This is a genomic window from Microbacterium sp. A93 (assembly GCF_051842835.1).
The window spans coordinates 565,028-583,259 of record NZ_JBPXMT010000003.1; the positions used below are offsets into that span (position 1 = coordinate 565,028).

Below are 18,232 nucleotides of genomic sequence, written 5' to 3' on the forward strand. Positions count from 1 at the left end.
GACGGTTCACTGGTGCTCTCCCGAGGGGTCGTGGGTGGGCTGGGGGCGGCCGGCGGCCTGCAGCACCAGGTGGGCCATGGTGCGGTCGGCCCCGCGGATGCCGAGCCCGGAGGCGGCGGTGGACATGGCCTGCAGCCGATCCGCGTCAACGGCCAGGGGGATCAGCCGGCGGCCGATCCACTCGGCGGTGAACTCCTCGTCCCGGACGGTCAACGCACCACCGGCCTCCACGAGTCCCCGTGCGTTCAGTGCCTGTTCGCCGTTGCCGATGGGAAGGGGGACCAGGACGGCGGGCAGCCCGACGGCGGCCAACTCGTGGACCGTGCCGGATCCAGCCCGGGCCACGATGAGGTCGGCGGCCGCGTAGGCCTGTTCCATCCCGTCCAGGTACTCCAGCTGGTGGTACCCGGGTGAGGTCACCGCGGTGCCGTCCGGGCCGAGCACCTGCTTGTCCCGTCCGGTCAGGTGGAGCACCTGCAGGCCGGCCGCAGCGAAGTCCGCCAGGGCCCCGGCGAGGGCGCGGTTGAGGTTCAGCGCCCCGGAGGAGCCTCCGGTCACCACCACGGTGGTGGCGGACTCGTCCAGTCCGAGGGCGCGGCGGGCCGTGTTGCGGGCGGCGGCCCGGTCCAGGGTGGAGATCTCCCGGCGCATGGGCATGCCGACGCACTGGGCGTGCGGCAGCTCGGTCTCCGGGAAGGCGGTGGCCACCACGGCGGCACGGCGCGCTCCGAGCCGGTTGGCCAGTCCGGCTCGGACGTTGGCCTCGTGGATCACCAGCGGCAGGCCGCGGCGCAGGGCAGCCAGGTAGACGGGGGTGGAGACATATCCGCCCACCCCCACCACGACGTCGGCGCGCCGGCGGTCGAGGATGGCCCGGGCCTGGGTGACGGCCCGGCGCAGCCTCACGGGCAGCCGCACCAGGTCCATGGTGGGCCGGCGGGGCATGGGGACCCGGTCGATGGTGTCCAGCTCGAAGCCGGCGGCCGGCACGAGCCGGGTCTCCAGTCCCGTGGTGGTGCCGACCATGGTGCACCGCACCGCCGGATGCAGCTCCTGCAACGCGCGGGCGATGGCCAGCATCGGGCTGACGTGACCGGCGGTGCCGCCCCCGGCGAGGACCACACGCAGGGGTTCTGTCTCGGTCATGCGGTGCCTCCTGGGGCCTGGAAGGGCTGATCGACTGGGGGGAGGCTGTCCCTGCGCTCGGCTCGGGACTCAAGACTCTGCTGGCGGGCGAAGGAGAGGACGATCCCCACGCCGGCCAGCACCAGGGTCAGCGCGGAGCCGCCGTAGGAGATGAACGGCAACGGTACGCCGATCACAGGCAGCAGTCCGGTGACCATGGCGATGTTGATGAAGGCCTGGCCGATGATCCAGGCCAGGATGCCGCCGGTGGTGATCTTCACGTACAGCGAGGTGGAACGGCGGGCCACCCGGAACATGCCGATGGCCAGCCCGGCGAAGAGCCCGACCACGAGCAACGTGCCGACCAGGCCCAGTTCCTCGCCCAGGATGGTGAAGATGAAGTCGTTCTCGGCCTCCGGGATGTAGCTCCACTTCTGGCGGGACTGGCCCAGGCCCGCCCCCCACCACCCACCGGAGGCGAGGGCGAACATGCCGTGGTCAGGCTGGTAGCAGGGCTCCGTGGGGAAGTCGCAGTTCCCGAGCCAGGCTTGGATGCGCACCGCCCGGTTGGCGGAGGTCAGGGCCAGGACCACCGCCACCACGGTCCCGAGGCCGCCGGCGACCAGGAAGTACCGCAGCCTGGTCCCGGCCAGGAAGAGCACTGCGGCCATGATGACCATCATCACCATGGCGGTGCCGAGGTCCCGGCCCAGCATGATCAACCCGAGCAGGACGGCGCCCACCGGGAACAGCACCGGGACGATGGCGTGCTTCAGCTGGCCGATCAGCGCGGCCTTGCGCTCGAGCACCACGCCGGCCCACAGGGCCAGCGCCAGCTTGGCCGCCTCGGAGGGCTGGGCCGTGAAGCCGCCGATCTTGAGCCAGTTCCGGTTGCCGTTGACCTCGTGCCCGAGGGGCGTCAGCACGAGCGCCAGCAGGATCACGGCGGTGATGATGGCGGGCCAGGCGAGGGCGCGCAGCCGCTCGGGCCCCAGCCTGGACAGCAGGAGCATCACGCCGAGGCCGAGGACGCCGAAGATCGCCTGCCGGATGAACAGGTCATAGGACCCGGAGGTCTCCCCGATGTTCTCCACCGAGGAGGAGGACAACACCATGACCAGCCCGATCACCGTCAGGGCCGCCGCGCAGCCCAGGATCAGGAAGAACGAGGTGCCGGGGGAATCCCTGCCCTCCAGGAACGCCCAGCCCCGTTGCCACCACCGGGCCACGCGTGAGGATCCGGGCTGGGAGCGGGGGTGCTGCGGCGCGGATCCGGTCCTGGCTGGACCCCGGGTGCGGCTCGATGGCCGGATGGGGGTGGTCACCATACTCGGGCTCCTTAGCTGCCCAGCCCCTTGGTGTCCATGAGGCGGGCGACGGCGTTGATAAAGGCATCTCCACGGTCGGCGTAGGAGACGAACTGGTCCATGGACGCCGCTGCCGGCGCCATCAACACGACGTCTCCGGGCCGGGCCACCGCATCGGCCTCACGGACCGCCGCAGCCATGGCCAGATGGCCGTCCGAGGGGTCCCCTCCAGTGTCCCGCACCGCCGTCGGCAGAACCGGGACGTCCGGCGCGTGTCGCTGAAGCGCACCTGTGAGTTCACTGGGATCGGCACCGATCAGCACGACCGCCCGCAGCCGGGCGGCGTGCCGGGCGACGAGCTCGTCATAGCTCACGCCCTTCGGCAGGCCACCGGCGATCCACACCACGTGGCTGAAGGATCCCAGGGAGGCGTCGGCGGCGTGCGGGTTCGTGGCCTTCGAGTCGTTGATCCACATCACGTCCTCGGCCCGCGCCACGAGCTGGATCCGGTGGTCTCCGGGCTGGTAGGCGCGCAGCCCGTCCCGCACGGCCTCAGGTGGGACGCCGATCGCCCGGACCAGGCCGGCCGCGGCGAGGGCGTTGGCCACCTGGTGTTGCGGGGCGATCGGGCCGAGGTCCTCGAGGTGGCCCAGTTCCAGCGCCTGGTGGGCCCGGTTCTGCAGGAAGGCCCGGTCCACCAGGATCCCGTCCACCACCCCCAGCATGGACAGTCCGGGCGTGTCCGTGGCGAACGAGACCGCCCGGCAGCCCTCCTGGACGTCCGCCTGCTGAACCATCCGCAGGGTCAGCGGCTGGTCCTCGTTGAAGAGACACGCCACCCGGGTGTGCTCATAGATCTTGGCCTTGTCCGCGCAGTACGCCTCGAAGGACCCGTGCCAGTCCACGTGGTCCTCAGCGATGTTGAGCACTGCAGAGGCCGCTGGCTCGATGTGGTGGGTCCAGTGCAGCTGGAAGCTGGAGAGTTCCACCGCGATGGTGTCCCAGCCCTCCGGGTCGCGGATCGCGTCCAGGATGGGGGTGCCGACGTTGCCGCAGGCGATGGCGCGCTGTCCGGCCGCCAGCAGCATGGACTCGACCATGCCGACCGTGGTGGTCTTGCCGTTCGTCCCGGTCACCACGAGCCAGTCGGCGGTCTTACGCCCGGCCCGCTCGCGGACCCGCCAGGCCAGCTCCACATCGCCCCAGATGGGGATCCCCGCGGCCGCGGCCGCGGCCAGCAGGGGCTGATCGGGCCGCCACCCCGGGGAGGTGACGATCAATTCGGGAGCCGCGCCGCCGACGTCGGGCACCGTGGCCGTGTGCTGCTCGCCCAGGAGCACGTCCTGAACGCCGACGATCTTCAGGGTGTCCGCCTTGGCCCGGGTGTCCGGGGTGTCCTGCCCGTCCACCGCCACCACCTCGGCGCCGAGTTCGGCCAGGGTGTCCGCCGCGGAGAACCCGGAGAGACCGAGCCCGGTGACGACCACGCGCAGTCCGGACCAGTCGGCATCCCACGAGGTGAGCTGGGCCAGACGATCGGTCCCGGTCACTGGGAGAGCACCCAACCGCCGTAGAACAGGGCGACGCCGGTGCCCACGCAGAGCAGTCCGATGAGCCAGAACCGGACGACCACGGTCACCTCGGCCCAGCCCTTGAGCTCGAAATGGTGTTGCAACGGGGCCATCAGGAAGACCCTCTTGCCGCCGGAGAACTTGAAGTAGCCGACCTGGATGATCACCGAGAGGGTGATCATCACCATGAGCCCGGCCAGGATGATGACCAGCAGCTCCGTACGGGACAGGATGGCGAAACCGGCCAGCGCGCCGCCGAGGGCCAGGGAACCGGTGTCCCCCATGAAGATCTTGGCCGGCGAGGTGTTCCACCACAGGAAGCCCATGAGGGCACCGGTGAGGATGGCGGCCAACACGGCCAGGTCCATGGGATCGCGGACCTCATAGCAGCCCGCTCCCCCGCTGGTGACACCGCACTGCTGATTGGCCTGGAACACGGTGATCAGCATGTAGGCACCGGTGATCATGGCGGTGGCGCCCGTGGCCAGGCCGTCCAGGCCGTCCGTCAGGTTGACGGCGTTGGTGGTGGCCGTGGTGATCACATTGGACCAGATGACGAACAGGATGATGCCGAGCACCGGCCCGGCGAACGCCAGGTCCAGCGGCAGGTCCCGGACGAAGGAGATGGCCGTGGAGGCGGGTGTCAGCCCGCGCTCGTTCGGGAAGTTCAACGCCAGCACCGCGAAGGCCGTGCCCACCACGGCCTGCAGGATGATCTTGGCCCAGGGCGTCAGCCCCAGGGACCGCTGGTTGGAGATCTTGGTGAAGTCGTCCAGGAAACCGACGAACCCCATGCCGACCATGAGCAGCAGCAGCACCATGGCCGAGGGGGTGGGGCCGGCGTTCGCCAGCTGCATCCCGCCCATGATCCAGTGGGTGAGGAAGTACGCGAGCACGGTGGCGACCACGAACACGGTGCCGCCCATGGTGGGGGTGCCGCGCTTGGTCTTGTGGCTGGTGGGTCCGTCGTCCCGGATGAACTGCCCATAGCCCTGACGCACCAGGAACTTGATGAACAGCGGGGTCCCGATGAGGGTCAACACGAGCCCGAGGAGGGCACCGATCAACAGGCCTATCACTGGCTCTGCTCCTTCCGGTCCCCGGGGGCGGGGACATCCGCTGGTCCCGGCCCGGCCGGTCCACATGCTATCCGATCGCCCAAGCCACCCAGGCCGGCGCCGTTCGAGGACTTGAACAGCACGATGTCACCGGGAGCCATCTTGCGCTCCAGCAGTTGCGCGGCCGCGTCGAGGTCTTCGGCGAAATCGACTTCCTCGCCCCAGGAGCCCTCGTTGATCGCGGAGGTGTAGAGGGGGCGGGCCCCGCGGCCGACGACGAGTAGCTGGCCGATGTTCAAACGCACCACGGCGGTGCCGATCGCCGTGTGTTCGCGGATGCGGTCCTCGCCGAGTTCGAGCATCTCGCCCAGGACCGCCCACGTGCGCCGCCCGGTGGAGCGGCCCATCATGGCCAGGGTCTGCAGGGCGGCGCGCATGGACTCGGGGTTCGCGTTGTAGGCGTCGTTGATGACGGTGATGCCGTCCGAACGGTCGGTGCGCTCCATCCGGCGGCGGCTGGTGGCCCCGGCGCCGTTCAGGACGGCGGCGATGGACTCGGTGTCCAGGCCGGCGGCGGCTGCTGCTGCGGCGGCGGCCGCGATGTTGGAGGCGTGGTGGCGGCCGATCAGCCCCGAGGTGATGGGGTGGGACGCGGCGTCGGTGCCGGCGCCGACCTTCAGGCCGAACACGGGGTGCTCCTCGCCGTCCGTGGTCAGGGAGTCGGCGAGGGCGGAGAAGGTGACCGCGCCCTCGGCCAGCTCGGCGTCCACCAGGGGGAAGGTGCCCTCCTCCACGGAGAACCACACCACCCTGCCCCGGGTGCGTCCGGCCATCGCGGACACGCGGGGGTCGTCGCGGTTGAGCACCGCCACCCCGTCCGGGGACAGCGCCTCCACGAGCTCGCCCTTGGTCCGGGCGATGTTCTCCACGCCGCCGAACTTGCCCGAGTGCGCCGAGCCGACCATCAGGACCACACCGATGTCCGGTTCGACCATGGAGGAGAGGTACTCGATGTTGCCGATCTCGTCCGCACCCATCTCGATGACGAGGTACCGGGTGTCGAGGGCGGCCCGGAAGACCGTCAGCGGCACGCCCACCTCTCCGTTGTAGGAGTTCTGCGGCGCCACGGTGGGGCCGGCGGTGGCCAGGATCGACGCCAGCAGGTCCTTGGTGGTGGTCTTGCCGGCCGAGCCGGTGATCCCGATGACCGTGGTGGGCGAGTGCTTGCGGATCCGTTCCACGATGTAGGCGGCGAGCCGGCCCATGGCCGACACCACGTCGTCCACGATGATCGCTGGGTCCGGCCGTCCCTGCGCATCCAGGGTCTCGCGCTCGGCGAGCACCAGCGTGGCACCCGAGGTGCGGGCCGCGGCGATGAAGTCGTGCCCATCGGCGCGCTCCCCCGGTTTCGCGATGAACAGGGTCCCGGCGGAGACCTCTCGGGAGTCGGTGGTGGCGGCGTCGACCGTGACCGCGGGGCTGACGGTGGCGGTGGGGACGCCGCCCGTGGCCTCGGCGACGGCTGCTGCGGAAAGTTCGATCATGACCCGTCAACTTTACGTCGACGGCCATGAGAATCAGATGAGGAGGCGTTGTCATGCCGCGCCACGGCGGCGCGCAGCTCCACCCGGTCGTCCAGGGGCACGTCCACGCCGCCCATGTCCTGCACGGTCTCGTGGCCCCGGCCGGCCAGCATGATGGTGTCCTCCGGTGTGGCCAAGGACACGGCCAGCTCGATGGCGTCCTGGCGCGGCGCGGACTCGTGGACCTGGACCGTCCTGCCGGCGGCGGCCGCCTGGGCCGCTCCCTCGTGGACTCCTGCGAGGACCTGCGCGCGGATCCCGGCGGGCTCCTCCTGGTGGGCGTCGTCATCCGTGACGATCACGACGTCGGCCCACTGGGCCGCGATGCGTCCCATCACCGGGCGCTTGGCCCGGTCCCGGTCCCCCGTGGCCCCGAACACGAGGATGGTCCGTCCCGCGGTGTTCCCGGCGGCCAGGCGGGCGTCCTGGACCGACTCCAGGGCGCGTTCCATCCCGTCCGGGTTGTGGGCGAAGTCCACGATGGCGTCCGGCGCGTGTCCGACCACCTCCATGCGCCCGGGCACGGCGGTGGCGAAAGGCCCCTGGCCCACCGGGGCGTCCAGCAGCGAGGCCAGCGCGTCCCAGTCGGAATAGGGCAGGGATTCCAGGACCATCACGGCGGCCAGGGCCGCGTTGGCCACGTTGAAGCGCCCCGGCAGTCCCGTGGAGGTCCGGATGATGCGACCGGTGGGGGCATGGCGCAGGGCGAAACGGTGCCCGAGCCCGACGGCTTCCAGCTCCGAGACGGCCCAGTCCGTGCCGGTCACGGGATCCCCGCCGTGGTCAGCAGCCGGGCCCAGTGACAGGGTGGACACGGGGCAGCCAGCGGCGGCCGCCATCCGTGTCCCCCAGGTGGCGCCGTCCGCGTCCGGTGCGTCCGGCCCACCGTCGACCGTGATGACGGCCCGTCCGGACCGGCGGGCGCTGAACAGGCCGGCCTTGGCGGCGAAGTACTCCTCCATGGAGCCGTGCAGGTCCAGGTGGTCCTGGGTCAGGTTGGTGAACCCTGACACGGCGAAGTGCAGTCCGGCGATCCTCCGGTAGGTGATGGCGTGGGACGAGACCTCCATGGCGGCCGCTCCCACCTGTTCCTGGCGCATCAGGGCCATCAGTGCGTGCAGCTGGGTGGATTCCGGGGTGGTCAGTGTGCTGGGGACCGTGCGACGCCCGGCCCGGATCTCGATGGTGCCGATCAGGCCCGTCGTCTCGCCCCAGGCCTGGAGGAGCGAGGTGATGAAGTAACTGGTGGTCGTCTTGCCGTTCGTCCCGGTGACACCGTACATCCGCGGGCCGACCCCAGCGTTGCGGTAGATGGCGGCGGCAGCCGGCCCGACGGCGTCGCGCACCTGGTGGACCACCAGCACCGGGGTGCCGGGCGGCAGGTCCGTGGCCAACGCGGCGCCCTGGGGGTCCGTCAACAGGCCGGCGGCACCGGCTGCGACAACGGCCCCCGCGAACTCCGCCCCGTGCCGGTTGGCTCCGGGCACGCCCACATAGAGGTCTCCCGGCTGGACCGCCCGAGAGTCCATGGCGATGCCCAGCGGTCCGGCCCCGGTGGGCCATCCCCCGGAGGTGCCGGTGAGATCGACGGGCTGTCCGGCGCGGTTCAGCGCCTCGACCAGGTCGTTCCAATCCAGCGGTTCCGTATGGTCCGGCCTGAAAGCGGCGTCCTGCTCGGCGGGTGACAGGGGGGCGTCGGATGTGCCCGGCGTGGTCATGGTGCGGTGATCCCCTTCTACCAGGGCCGCTTCTGCGGTTCATCCGCGAAGACATCGTAGTTCTGGGGTTCCTCGTCCTTCGGAGGCACGTTGTACTTGGTCAACAGGTAGCTCATCATCTCTGCAGCGATGTCCTCGACCTGCCAGTTCTTCCAGTTCCCCTGGGGGCGGTGGACGGAGATCGCCACCACGAACCGCGGGTCGTCCAGGGGCGCGACACCGGCGAACGAGGTCGTGTAGCCGTTGTAGCCGCCCAAGCCGGCAGCCTCACCGGTGCCGGTCTTGCCGCCCACCCGATAACCGGGGACCTTACCGGTCTGTGCGGTGCCCTGCTGGACCACGCCCTCCATCAGCCGAAGCATCTGATCGGAGGTCTCCTCCGAGTAGACCCGCGTGCCCTCCGTCTCCGGGACCACGTTCTCGGAACCGTCGGCATCCACGTAGGCGTCGATCAGCTGGGGGTCCCGGGACACGCCTCCGTTGGCCACGGTCTGCAGGATCTGCGCCAGGTGCAGCGTGGTCTGGGTGTACCCCTGACCGAACATGGTGGTGAAGCGCTGGCGGCTGTCCCACTGGGAGGGCTCTACGAGGATGCCCTTGTTGCTGCCCGGCAGGCCGATGTCCATGTGCTCGCCGATCCCCAGTCGCTTCATGTAGTCGTAGCGGACCTGGTCCCCCACGGTCTCGGCCACCTGTACCGTGCCGGTGTTGTACGAGCGGGTGAAGATGCCGGCGGTCGTCATGTCATAGGTGTCGTGGGGAGTCGAGTCGTTGATGACCTGCCCGTCGAACTCCTGTTTGCTCGGCACAGTCCACCGGTCGGTGGGAGACAGGCCCCCCTCGAGCGCGGTCGCGAAGGTGGGGATCTTGCCCGTGGAACCCGGCTCATAGGACTGGGTCAGGGACGTGGGCCGCCAGAACAGGGGGTCTGTGGCGGTGGGATCGGCCGGGTCCACGGTGGTCGAATCGGCCATCGCCAGGATCTCACCGGTCTTGGCGTTCATCACCGTCATGTTGCCCCATGCCGCATCATAGGATTCGGTCTTCTCGGCGATCATCTCCTGCGCGAACCACTGGACGTCCTGGTCGATGGTCAGCCGGACGTCCTGGCCGTCCACGGCCGGGGTCTCGGAGAACTCGGCATTCGGGATGCGGACGCCGTCCGCGGCGATCTCGTAGGACCGTTCGCCCTCGGTTCCGGAGAGGTGTTCGTCCTGACTGAGTTCGAGGCCTTCCAGGGGGGTACCGTCACCGCCAAGGAACCCGAGGATGGACCCGGCCACCGAACCGTTCGGATAGGAGCGCTCGGACACGGGCTCGGCGAGCAGGCCGGGGATCCCGATCTCCAACGCCTTCTCCTTGATCTCCGGGGTGACCCGCTTGACGATCACCTTGTAGGGCCGCTCCCCGATCATGCGGTCCTTCAGCTCACCCGCGTCGATGCCCAGCACCGTGGACAGTTCCCGCAACGAGTCGTCCAGGGAGATGTCCTCCATCTCGCTGGTCTCGTCATTCCACGCCCGGTAGTCCTTGACCAGGCGCTGGTCCGCCACGAGGTCGTAGCGGTCCACGGACGCGGCGAGGACGCGGCCCTGGGAATCCAGGATGGAACCGCGTTCCGGGGTGATCGTGACGGAACGCAACCGCTCCTGCATGGCGACCGTGGCATGGCCGGAGGCGTCGACGCCCTGGATGACCACCAGACGCAGGCCGAGCACCGCCAGAAGGGCCAGGGCGATCAGCACCCCGAACCGCAATCGCCGCCCGCTGGCGTCCAAGGCGGCTCCGTGGCCGGGTGTCTTGGCCATCTACGGTGTCCTTCCTGCCCGGGGGGCGGTGCGCGGTGGGTCTTGCCTGGAGTAGGAGGTCAGCGGTGGGACGGGGTCTCAGTGTCCGCGGGCGGAGAATTGCGGAGCCGGGATGGTGCCACCGTTCAAGTCCTGGGCTGGCCCGTCGGTGGCGCCCTCGGTGCCTGCGGCGGCGGTCTCCTGCTCCGACTGCTCACCGGATGGGCTTGCCGGGGCCGCCGCGCCTTCGGGCTGCGCGGTGTCCTCGGCCTCCGGATCGGCGGCTTTCGCGGCTTCCTGCTTCTCCTCCGGGCTCACCGGGGTGGCCACGTGACCACCCGGCTGGTCCTCCGCATCGGCAGCGGTGGCCGTCCCGGTCACCGCGCCGGAGGCCAGATCGATGGAGGCGATGTCCCCGGGGTTCACCATCCCCAGCTTGCGGGCCTCGGCCGAGAGGTTCTGCGGGGCCTCGAGGTGTTCGACCTGCTGGCGCAGCACCTCGTTGGACTGGCTGAGGTCCAGCTGTTCGTTCTTGAGGGAGACCAGCTCGTACTGCCGGTTGGACACGGTGATGTTGGTGATCAGCACGGCCATGAGGGCGGCGACCAGTATGGAGATGCAGAGTGCAGCGAAACCCCGGCCGGACTTCCGGATCGGTGCCGGGACGAGTGCGAGCGGGGTACGCCGCCTCGTCTCGACATCACGGACGGCGTCGCCGGCTGGCCGTCCGGTGGTCTGAATAGCGGGTTGCCAAGGAGCAGCCTGTCCGATCTGCGGAGCGGAGCTCTCGCGGATCTGGGCAGGCTGCATGGCGAATCGCTGCTGCGTGGCTGTCATGCTGTGCTCCTTGATGCTCTGATCTTCTCAACTGCCCGCACTTTTGCTGAGGAGGCGCGAGGGTTTTCTTTGATTTCTTTTTCTGTGGGCTTGTCCACACCCCGGGTCAGGACCTTGACCACCGGGGCATGCTCCTCCAGTTCGACGGGAAATCCGGGTGGCGTCAGGGAGGAGGCGTCCGCCATGATGGCCCTCTTGGTGATGCGGTCCTCCAAGGAGTGGTAGCTCATCACCACGAGTCGGCCGCCGATGCTCAGGCCCCGCAGGGCTGCCGGGACGGCCTCCTCGAGGACGTCGAGTTCCTCGTTGACCTCGATGCGCAGCGCCTGGAAGGTCCGCTTGGCCGGATGCCCTCCCGTCTTGCCGGCTGCCACCGGCACCGCGCCACGGATGACCTCGACGAGCTGACCGGTGGTTTGAAACGGGGTGCCCGAACGGGCCCGGACCAAGGCGGAGGCGATCCGCCCGGCGAACTTCTCCTCACCCCAGGTGCGGATGATCCGGCGCAGACGGTCCTCGTCGTATTCATTGACCACATCCGCTGCCGTCAGGGGCGCCGTGGTGTCCATCCGCATATCGAGCGGGGCATCGTAGGAATAGGCGAAGCCGCGTTCACGCTCATCCAGCTGGTAGGAGGACACCCCGAGGTCATACAACATGGCATCAGCCTGCTGGAACCCGGCCGCCGCGAGGGCCTCCCCCACACGGTCATACGTCCCGTGCCAGGGCCGGAGGCGGTCACCGGCCCAGGAGAGTCGCTCCCCGGCCAGACGCAAGGCCTCGGTGTCGCGGTCGATGCCCACCACCACGGTGTCCGGGTGACGCGTCAACACGGCCTCCGCGTGGCCGCCCATGCCGAGGGTGCCATCGAGGTATACGGGGATGCGCCCGGCGTTCCGGGCCGCCTCAAGCCCCGGGGACAGCAGGTCCAGGACACGGTCCTGCATGACGGGCACATGCCGGTCCTGTGCAGGAGTCTCGTCCGTAGCCACGCTGCGCTGCCCCTCTCCGCCGTTGGGATGATCCGGTGATTCGATCGCTTAAGTGACAGGCGGACCCTTGGATCAGATCCCCATCCGCGCAGGGTCCGTGCCTGGCCCGGGGGAAGTCGGGTCAGGTCCGGCCTAGGGCGGCTGGAGGTCTCATTCAAGAGTCCGCACTGTGTGGTTGTGCTCCGGGATCTCCTAGAAGATCCCGGGAAGTACTTCCTCGTCTGTCTCCGAGAAGGCGTTCTCCTGTGCCTCCAGGTAGGAGGTCCAGGATCCGGCATCCCAGATCTCGGCCCGGGTGCCGGCGCCGATCACCGCCAGTTCCCGGTCCAGTCCCGCATAGCTGCGCAACGGTGCCGGGATGGTGATCCGCCCCTGCTTGTCCGGAGTCTCATCCGAGGCGCCGGACAGGAACACACGGATGTAATCCCTGGCCTGGCGCGAGGACAGCGGCGCCGCCCTCATCTGCTCGTGAACCCGCTCGAACTCACGCGCACTGAAGACGTAGATGCACCGCTCCTGCCCTCGGGTGAGGACCAGACCGTCCGCCAGTTCCTCCCGGAACTTGGCCGGCAGGATCAGCCGCGCCTTCTCATCCAACCGCGGCGAGTAGGTCCCTAGGAACACGACCCACCGCCTTTGCCGTCCGAGAGGCTTGTCCGATCCCCCTGATGCACCACCATCCTCTGATGTCCTCCACTTTACCCCACAACCCCCCACCGTCAAGCCACAACACGCCTCCGGGGCGAGCAGGGCGGGGCATTCCTCAGCGCTCAGGCCTCAGCGCCCCCGATCCTTCCTCCCCCGCCAACACAGGGATCCGAGAGGATGCAGGGCCCTCACGGCGCGACGGCGGGCCGCCGGGGAGGGCGGTGGAGGGGTGGTGGAGGGAGACGCGCCCCGTAGAGCCCCGGAAGTCGCTCCCCACCCTGTTCCGTGCGGCGAACAGAGGCCACGGGCGGGCCTGCAGGGGCACGGAGACGCCCAGGGGAGGGAAGTGGGGAGGGAAGTGGGGAGGGAAGTGGGGAGGGAGGTGGAGCTCAGGGGCAGCAGGACCCGCACACGAAAAAACCCCGTCGCTCAGCGACGGGGTATGGCCGGTGACGGACCCCAGCTGGGTCCGGACACGGCCGACTCAACGGCTCCGGGTCAGTGGTTGCGACGTCAGTGGTTGCGGCGTTCTTCCCACCGCTGTTCCAGGTTGGCCATGAACGGGGAGTTCTTCTTGGAGGTGGCTGCGGCGCCGGCAGGCCCGCCTCGCGACCTCCTGGGCCGACTCGTCGCCACGTAGACACCGGCGGCCATGATGACGAAGCCGAGGATGCCCAACCAGATGAACTGTTGGGAGACACCCCAGAGGAGCGCACCCAGACCCACCACAGCCGTCACCACGCCCGCTACCAACCGCGTGGTGGACAGACGAGAGGTCCCCGCCTCACTCATGCTCGTGGCAAAGTGCGGGTCCTCAGCATTCAGCTGCTGTTCCAGCTGTTCCAGGAGCTTTTGCTCCCGCTCAGACAACGGCATCGCTGCCTCCTCTTCCGGCCCGGTCTTCCCGTCCACCCAGCATACGACTCCCGGCCACCGCCACGCCATATCAGTGACCCCTCTTGACCCTTGATGACGGCCAGTTCCGCGATCAGCGAAGATCCTGACGGTTGTCATGGCCGTTCTGGCCGTTCTGGCCGTCGGCCGGTGGCCTCGGATCAACCAGGGTGGCCGGCCTCAGGGCGGCCTGGGGGAATTTCTGCCGGATGTCGTCCGCCACCCGGTCCGCCTGTGACCAGTCTGCCGGTGGCCGTTCATCCTCCCAGAGCAGGGACCCCTGCACCGACTCTCCGGCCCCGGACAGCCGCTCTGCGCGGATGCCCAACAGCCGCACCGGAACCCGGTGGGCGTCCAGAAGCCCCCGCAGGAGGGTCCCGGCCGCGTCGGCGATCGGCCCCGCCGAGCCCGTGGGGGTGGCCAGTGTCACGGTGCGGGTCCGGACGGACAGGTCCGGGGCCTTGACCTTGACACTGATCGCGCCGGCTCGGAACCCCGCGCGCCTCAGCCGGATGGCCCCCTCATGGGAGAGACCGACGAGGTGGCGGTGGAGCTGGGAGGGATCGAGGACGTCTCGGTCGAAGGTCCGTTCCACCCCCAGGCTCTTGGTGTCATGTTCCGGGGTCACGGGCCGGGGGTCGATGCCCTGGGCCAGCTTGACCAGGGCGGGGCCCTGGACCCCCAGCCACCGCTCCATACGTTGCGGCGGCTGGGCCGCCAGGTCCCCCACGGTGGTCAGGCCGGCCGCGACGAGCCGCTGTCCCAAGACGGGCCCCACACCCCACAAGGCCTGCACCGGCAGCGGGTCCAGATAGTCCCGGGTGCCCGCCGGCGGCACGACGGCCAGGCCGTCGGGCTTCGCTCGGGTGGAGACGATCTTCGCCACGGACTTCGTCGCAGCCGCCCCCACGGTGCACGGCAACCCGGTCCGTTCTCGGACCTGCTCCCGGATCAAGGCGCCGATCCGCGCGGGCGAACCGAGCCGGCGTCGTGCCCCGGAGACGTCAAGGAAAGCCTCGTCAACGCTGAGTTGCTCCAGGACGGGGGTGAATCCACCGAGGATCCCCATGATCTGCCGTGAGGCCTCCTTATACCGGTCATGGTGGGGCTCGATGACGGCCACACCGGGGCACAACGCCATCGCGTGGGCCAGCGGCATGGCCGAACGGATACCGAACCTCCGGGCCTCATAGGACGCGGACAGCACCACCGAGCGGCCACCATGCTGTGCCACGAGTGCCGGCCGGCCGGCCAGGTGGGGAAGGTCGAGCAACTCCACGGACAGGAAGAAGGCGTCCATATCCACGTGGAGCACCACCGCGTCCCAGGAATCGTCCATCCCACCAGCCTAGGGCTAGGGCGCGCGAGGCCCGGTAGGCTGGAACGGCCGCCGATCCAGACCCAAGGAGCATCGTGTCCCATCCCCCGTCAGTTCCTCCGGTCCTCGCTGAGGAGGCGGAGTTCATCAGCGCCGTCGAGCGTCGCATGGAGGAGCTGCTGACCGGCTATCGCGATCGGGCCGCCGCCATCTCCGAGTCGGCGGTCCCCCTGGTGGACGCGATCACCGGCCTCGTACGCGGCGGCAAGAGGATGCGAGCGGTGCTGGCCTGGTGGGGATGGCGGGGAACCGGTGCCGCAGCGGACGATGCCTGCATCCGGGACGCGGCCGTGGCACTGGAGCTGTTCCAGGCTGCGGCCCTGATCCACGACGACATCCTGGACCGATCAGACACCCGCCGAGGCGCCCCGAGTATCCACCGGTCCTTCGAGGCGCGGCACCGTCAAGCCGGCTGGCGTCAGGACGCGGAACACTTCGGCGTCTCCGCCGCCGTGCTGACGGGTGACCTCTGCCTGTCCCTCAGCGAAGAGGTCTTCGCCGCCGCAGCCGAGGCCTCCGCCCATCCAGCCGGGGCGCGGGCCATGTTCAACGAGATGCGCTTCGAAGTCATGGCGGGACAGTATCTGGACGTCCTGGACGAGGTGGAGGTCCCCGGAAAGGACCCGGCGGCCGCACTGGAGCGCGCCCGCACTGTGCTGCGCTTCAAGTCCGCCCGGTACTCCGTGGTCCATCCGCTGGGCCTGGGTGGCACCCTGGCCGGGGCGGACGCGAGCATGCTGGAGCACTATGAGCGGCTGTCCTCCCCCCTGGGCGAGGCCTTCCAGCTGCAGGACGACCTGCTGGGTGTCTTCGGTGACCCAGCCGTGACCGGGAAGCCCACGGGAGACGATCTGCGCGAGGGCAAGCGCACCGCGCTCGTGGCCCACGCCCTGGACCTGTTCACCGGGGATCAGGTGGACCGGCTCGAGGCAGCCCTCGGCGATCCGGACCTCGACCGCGAGACCGTGGAGCAGATCCAGCACCTGTTGGAGTCAAGCGGCGCCCGCGCCCGAGTCGAGGAGGATGTCGCCGCATTGGGCGAGGCCTCCCTGGCCGCCCTGGCGCAGGCACCGATGCGTGAGGATGCACGGAGCGGACTGGACCACCTCGCCCGGCGGATCCTGGGACCGCTGCGTTAGGAGCGGCCTCAGGCCGTCCTTACCATGCGAGGGCCTGAGCCCTGCGGCGGATCTCCGTCTTGCGGCCTTCCCGCAGCGCGTCCACCGGACGGCCCGGCAGGGTCTCGTCGTCGGTGAAGAGCCACCGGATGGCCTGTTCGTCGGTGAAGGCGGCGTCCCTGAGGACCGAGAGGGTGCCCTTGAGGGACTCCAGCGGGCCGGCCTCCGTCACGAACAGGGAGGGGACGGCCCGGGCCTGGCGGTCGCCGATCCTCGCGGCCAGAAGGCGGCCCTCGCCGACCATGTTGTGGACCCGGGTCACGGGGATGTCCCATTTCTCGGCCAGGTCTGGGAGGAAGTCCCATTCCCCCACCAAGTCCTCGAGGGCGGGTTCCTGCGGTGCGTCGTGGCTGCGTGCGGCGGTATTCACGCGTACAGCCTAGCGACTGCCGAGCCATCTGGCACCGCCATCCGTACAGACACCCCTGAATGCCGTGTCCACGCGCAACGCGCCGTAGTTATCGAATCGTTACCATTTGGATTCCGTTCTGTAACTACCTTCAGGTACGTTTACATCTGTCACATTTTCATTACAGGCACCATCTGACTTGGTCCGTCATTCTGTTCACTCGAGTAGACAGTAGGACCAGATGGTGCAGCACCTTGAGAGCCTCTAGAGGAAACCCACATGACTGAACGCCGCTCAGCCGCGCCGCGCCTGCTGAAGTCCGCTCTGGCCACCACGACCCTGCCCCTCGTGGTGTTCGGGTCCGGCGCCCTGGCTGCTCCCGCCCTGGCCGATGCCCCTCGTCAGGCGCTCACGCCACGCTCCGCGTCTCCCCTCAACATCGAGACGGCCCAGGTGCGCCTCGCCTCGGCACACCTGGCCAGCAGCGTGCCCACGTCCCTCACCGGGCCCACCACCGTCGTGGCCGCCAAGACGCCGGCCACGTACACGGTCGCCTCCGGTGACACCCTGTCCCACATCGCCGTGCGCCATGACGTCTCCCTGTCCACGTTGCTGGCGGCCAACGGGCTCAAGGCCTCTGCGGTCATCCACCCGGGCCAGACCCTCAGGCTCTCCGGCTCCGCGGGAGCCTCGCCCACCTCCGCCACCGGCTCCTCCACGGCTTCGACGCACACCGTCAAGTCCGGGGACACCCTCTACGGCATCTCCTCCCGCAACGGCATCAGCCTGTCCACCCTGCTCAGCGCCAACGGGCTCTCCGCCACCTCCACGATCTACCCGGGCCAGACCCTCAAGCTCTCCGGCTCCGCGGCCTCCGCACCCACCTCCTCCACCGGCTCCACCGGCACGGCCTCGACCCACACCGTCAAGTCCGGGGACACCCTCTACGGCATCTCCTCCCGCAACGGCATCAGCCTGTCCACCCTGCTCAGCGCCAACGGGCTCTCCGCCACCTCCACGATCTACCCGGGCCAGACGCTCAAGCTCTCCGGGTCCGCGGCCGCCGCCCCCACCTCCACCACCGGCACCTCCACCGGCACGGCCTCGACCTACACCGTCAAATCCGGAGACACCCTCTCGGGGATCGCCGCACGCAACGGCGTGGGCCTGTCCACCCTGCTCAACGCGAACGGCCTGTCCGCCACCGCGATCATCCGCCCGGGTCAGACGCTCAAGCTCTCCGGGTCCGCGGTCGCCCCGGCCGGCACGCCCGCCCAGGATGACCTGGTGCCGAACACCTTCCTGCATTACACGTACCCGGACCACATCGTCCGCGACGCCAATGCGAACAAGCGCGCCCTGCTCAGCGCCGGGGTGCCGTCCCGGTCCCAGATGCAGGCCATCGTGGCGGATACGGCCCGGAAGATGGGGGTGGACCCCTCGTTGGCGCTGGCGCATGCCTTCACCGAGTCGAGCTTCAACCACGCCTCCGTGTCCCCGGCCAATGCCATCGGCACCATGCAGGTCATCCCGTCCTCGGGCGACTGGGCCTCGGACCTGGTGGGCCGCAAGCTCAACCTGCTGGACCCGCATGACAACGCGGTGGCCGGTGTCGCGATCATCCGCCAGCTGCAGCGTACGGCCGGTTCCTTCGACATCGGCGTGGCCGCCTACTACCAGGGCCTGGGTGGCGTACAGCGCAACGGCATGAAGCCGGACACCAAGGACTATGTGGCCAAGATCAAGAACTACATGCAGCGGTTCTGAGGCCACCTGGGTCCCGGCAACACGTCCGTTCCCGGTCTAG

The 18,232-nt window shown here is 69.4% G+C and carries 15 protein-coding genes; 2 read left to right on the top strand and 13 right to left on the bottom strand.

Annotated features, from left to right (window positions below; all coding sequences use genetic code 11):
• Positions 1–6: 6 nt before the first annotated feature.
• The 12 genes from murG to dinB all read right to left on the bottom strand — a co-directional run bounded on the left by murG (position 7) and on the right by dinB (position 14,859).
• Positions 7–1,146 carry an undecaprenyldiphospho-muramoylpentapeptide beta-N-acetylglucosaminyltransferase gene (gene murG / locus ACSU1G_RS10600; RefSeq protein WP_439279880.1) on the bottom strand — a complete coding sequence of 380 codons (1,140 nt, stop codon included), beginning with the start codon at positions 1,144–1,146 and terminating at the stop codon, positions 7–9.
• On the bottom strand, positions 1,143–2,453 hold the full coding sequence (gene ftsW, locus ACSU1G_RS10605) for a putative lipid II flippase FtsW (protein ID WP_439279881.1): 1,311 nt from the start codon (positions 2,451–2,453) through the stop codon (positions 1,143–1,145). The genes murG and ftsW overlap by 4 nt, the downstream gene beginning before the upstream one ends.
• An 11-nt stretch (positions 2,454–2,464) precedes the next feature.
• On the bottom strand, positions 2,465–3,982 hold the full coding sequence (gene murD / locus ACSU1G_RS10610) for a UDP-N-acetylmuramoyl-L-alanine--D-glutamate ligase (protein WP_439279882.1): 1,518 nt from the start codon (positions 3,980–3,982) through the stop codon (positions 2,465–2,467).
• Positions 3,979–5,082, bottom strand: coding sequence for a phospho-N-acetylmuramoyl-pentapeptide-transferase (mraY, locus tag ACSU1G_RS10615; RefSeq protein WP_439279883.1), 1,104 nt, complete (start codon positions 5,080–5,082; stop codon positions 3,979–3,981). The genes murD and mraY overlap by 4 nt, the downstream gene beginning before the upstream one ends.
• Complete coding sequence (locus ACSU1G_RS10620) at positions 5,079–6,605, bottom strand: UDP-N-acetylmuramoyl-tripeptide--D-alanyl-D-alanine ligase (RefSeq protein WP_439279884.1); 1,527 nt, start codon at positions 6,603–6,605, stop codon at positions 5,079–5,081. Before ACSU1G_RS10620 ends, mraY begins: the two co-directional genes overlap by 4 nt.
• A complete protein-coding gene (locus ACSU1G_RS10625) occupies positions 6,602–8,362 on the bottom strand; it encodes a Mur ligase family protein (protein ID WP_439279885.1) in 1,761 nt (586 codons plus the stop codon). The genes ACSU1G_RS10620 and ACSU1G_RS10625 overlap by 4 nt, the downstream gene beginning before the upstream one ends.
• A 17-nt stretch (positions 8,363–8,379) precedes the next feature.
• Positions 8,380–10,170, bottom strand: a complete 1,791-nt coding sequence (locus tag ACSU1G_RS10630) for a peptidoglycan D,D-transpeptidase FtsI family protein (RefSeq protein ID WP_439279886.1) — start codon at positions 10,168–10,170, stop codon at positions 8,380–8,382.
• Between the two features lie 78 nt (positions 10,171–10,248).
• Positions 10,249–10,986, bottom strand: a complete 738-nt coding sequence (locus ACSU1G_RS10635) for a hypothetical protein (RefSeq protein ID WP_439279887.1) — start codon at positions 10,984–10,986, stop codon at positions 10,249–10,251.
• Positions 10,983–11,933 carry a 16S rRNA (cytosine(1402)-N(4))-methyltransferase RsmH gene (rsmH, locus tag ACSU1G_RS10640; RefSeq protein WP_439279964.1) on the bottom strand — a complete coding sequence of 317 codons (951 nt, stop codon included), beginning with the start codon at positions 11,931–11,933 and terminating at the stop codon, positions 10,983–10,985. Before rsmH ends, ACSU1G_RS10635 begins: the two co-directional genes overlap by 4 nt.
• A 237-nt stretch (positions 11,934–12,170) precedes the next feature.
• Entirely contained in the window at positions 12,171–12,602 is a 432-nt protein-coding gene (mraZ, locus tag ACSU1G_RS10645) for a division/cell wall cluster transcriptional repressor MraZ (RefSeq protein ID WP_439279888.1), read from the bottom strand.
• Between the two features lie 537 nt (positions 12,603–13,139).
• A complete protein-coding gene (locus ACSU1G_RS10650) occupies positions 13,140–13,502 on the bottom strand; it encodes a DUF3040 domain-containing protein (protein WP_439279889.1) in 363 nt (120 codons plus the stop codon).
• A gap of 112 nt (positions 13,503–13,614) precedes the next feature.
• A complete protein-coding gene (dinB, locus tag ACSU1G_RS10655; RefSeq protein ID WP_439279890.1) occupies positions 13,615–14,859 on the bottom strand; it encodes a DNA polymerase IV in 1,245 nt (414 codons plus the stop codon).
• A gap of 74 nt (positions 14,860–14,933) precedes the next feature.
• Here dinB and ACSU1G_RS10660 point away from each other — a divergent pair, with 74 nt between their 5' ends.
• Positions 14,934–16,037: a polyprenyl synthetase family protein gene (locus ACSU1G_RS10660; protein ID WP_439279891.1), complete on the top strand. Its 1,104-nt coding sequence runs from the start codon at positions 14,934–14,936 to the stop codon at positions 16,035–16,037.
• A gap of 19 nt (positions 16,038–16,056) precedes the next feature.
• Here the strand turns inward: ACSU1G_RS10660 and ACSU1G_RS10665 are convergent, their stop codons facing one another.
• Positions 16,057–16,446, bottom strand: a complete 390-nt coding sequence (locus ACSU1G_RS10665) for an Rv2175c family DNA-binding protein (RefSeq protein WP_439279892.1) — start codon at positions 16,444–16,446, stop codon at positions 16,057–16,059.
• 258 nt (positions 16,447–16,704) lie between these two features.
• Between ACSU1G_RS10665 and ACSU1G_RS10670 the strand changes: the two genes are divergently transcribed.
• Entirely contained in the window at positions 16,705–18,192 is a 1,488-nt protein-coding gene (locus ACSU1G_RS10670; RefSeq protein ID WP_439279893.1) for a LysM peptidoglycan-binding domain-containing protein, read from the top strand.
• The last annotated feature ends 40 nt before the right edge of the window (positions 18,193–18,232 follow it).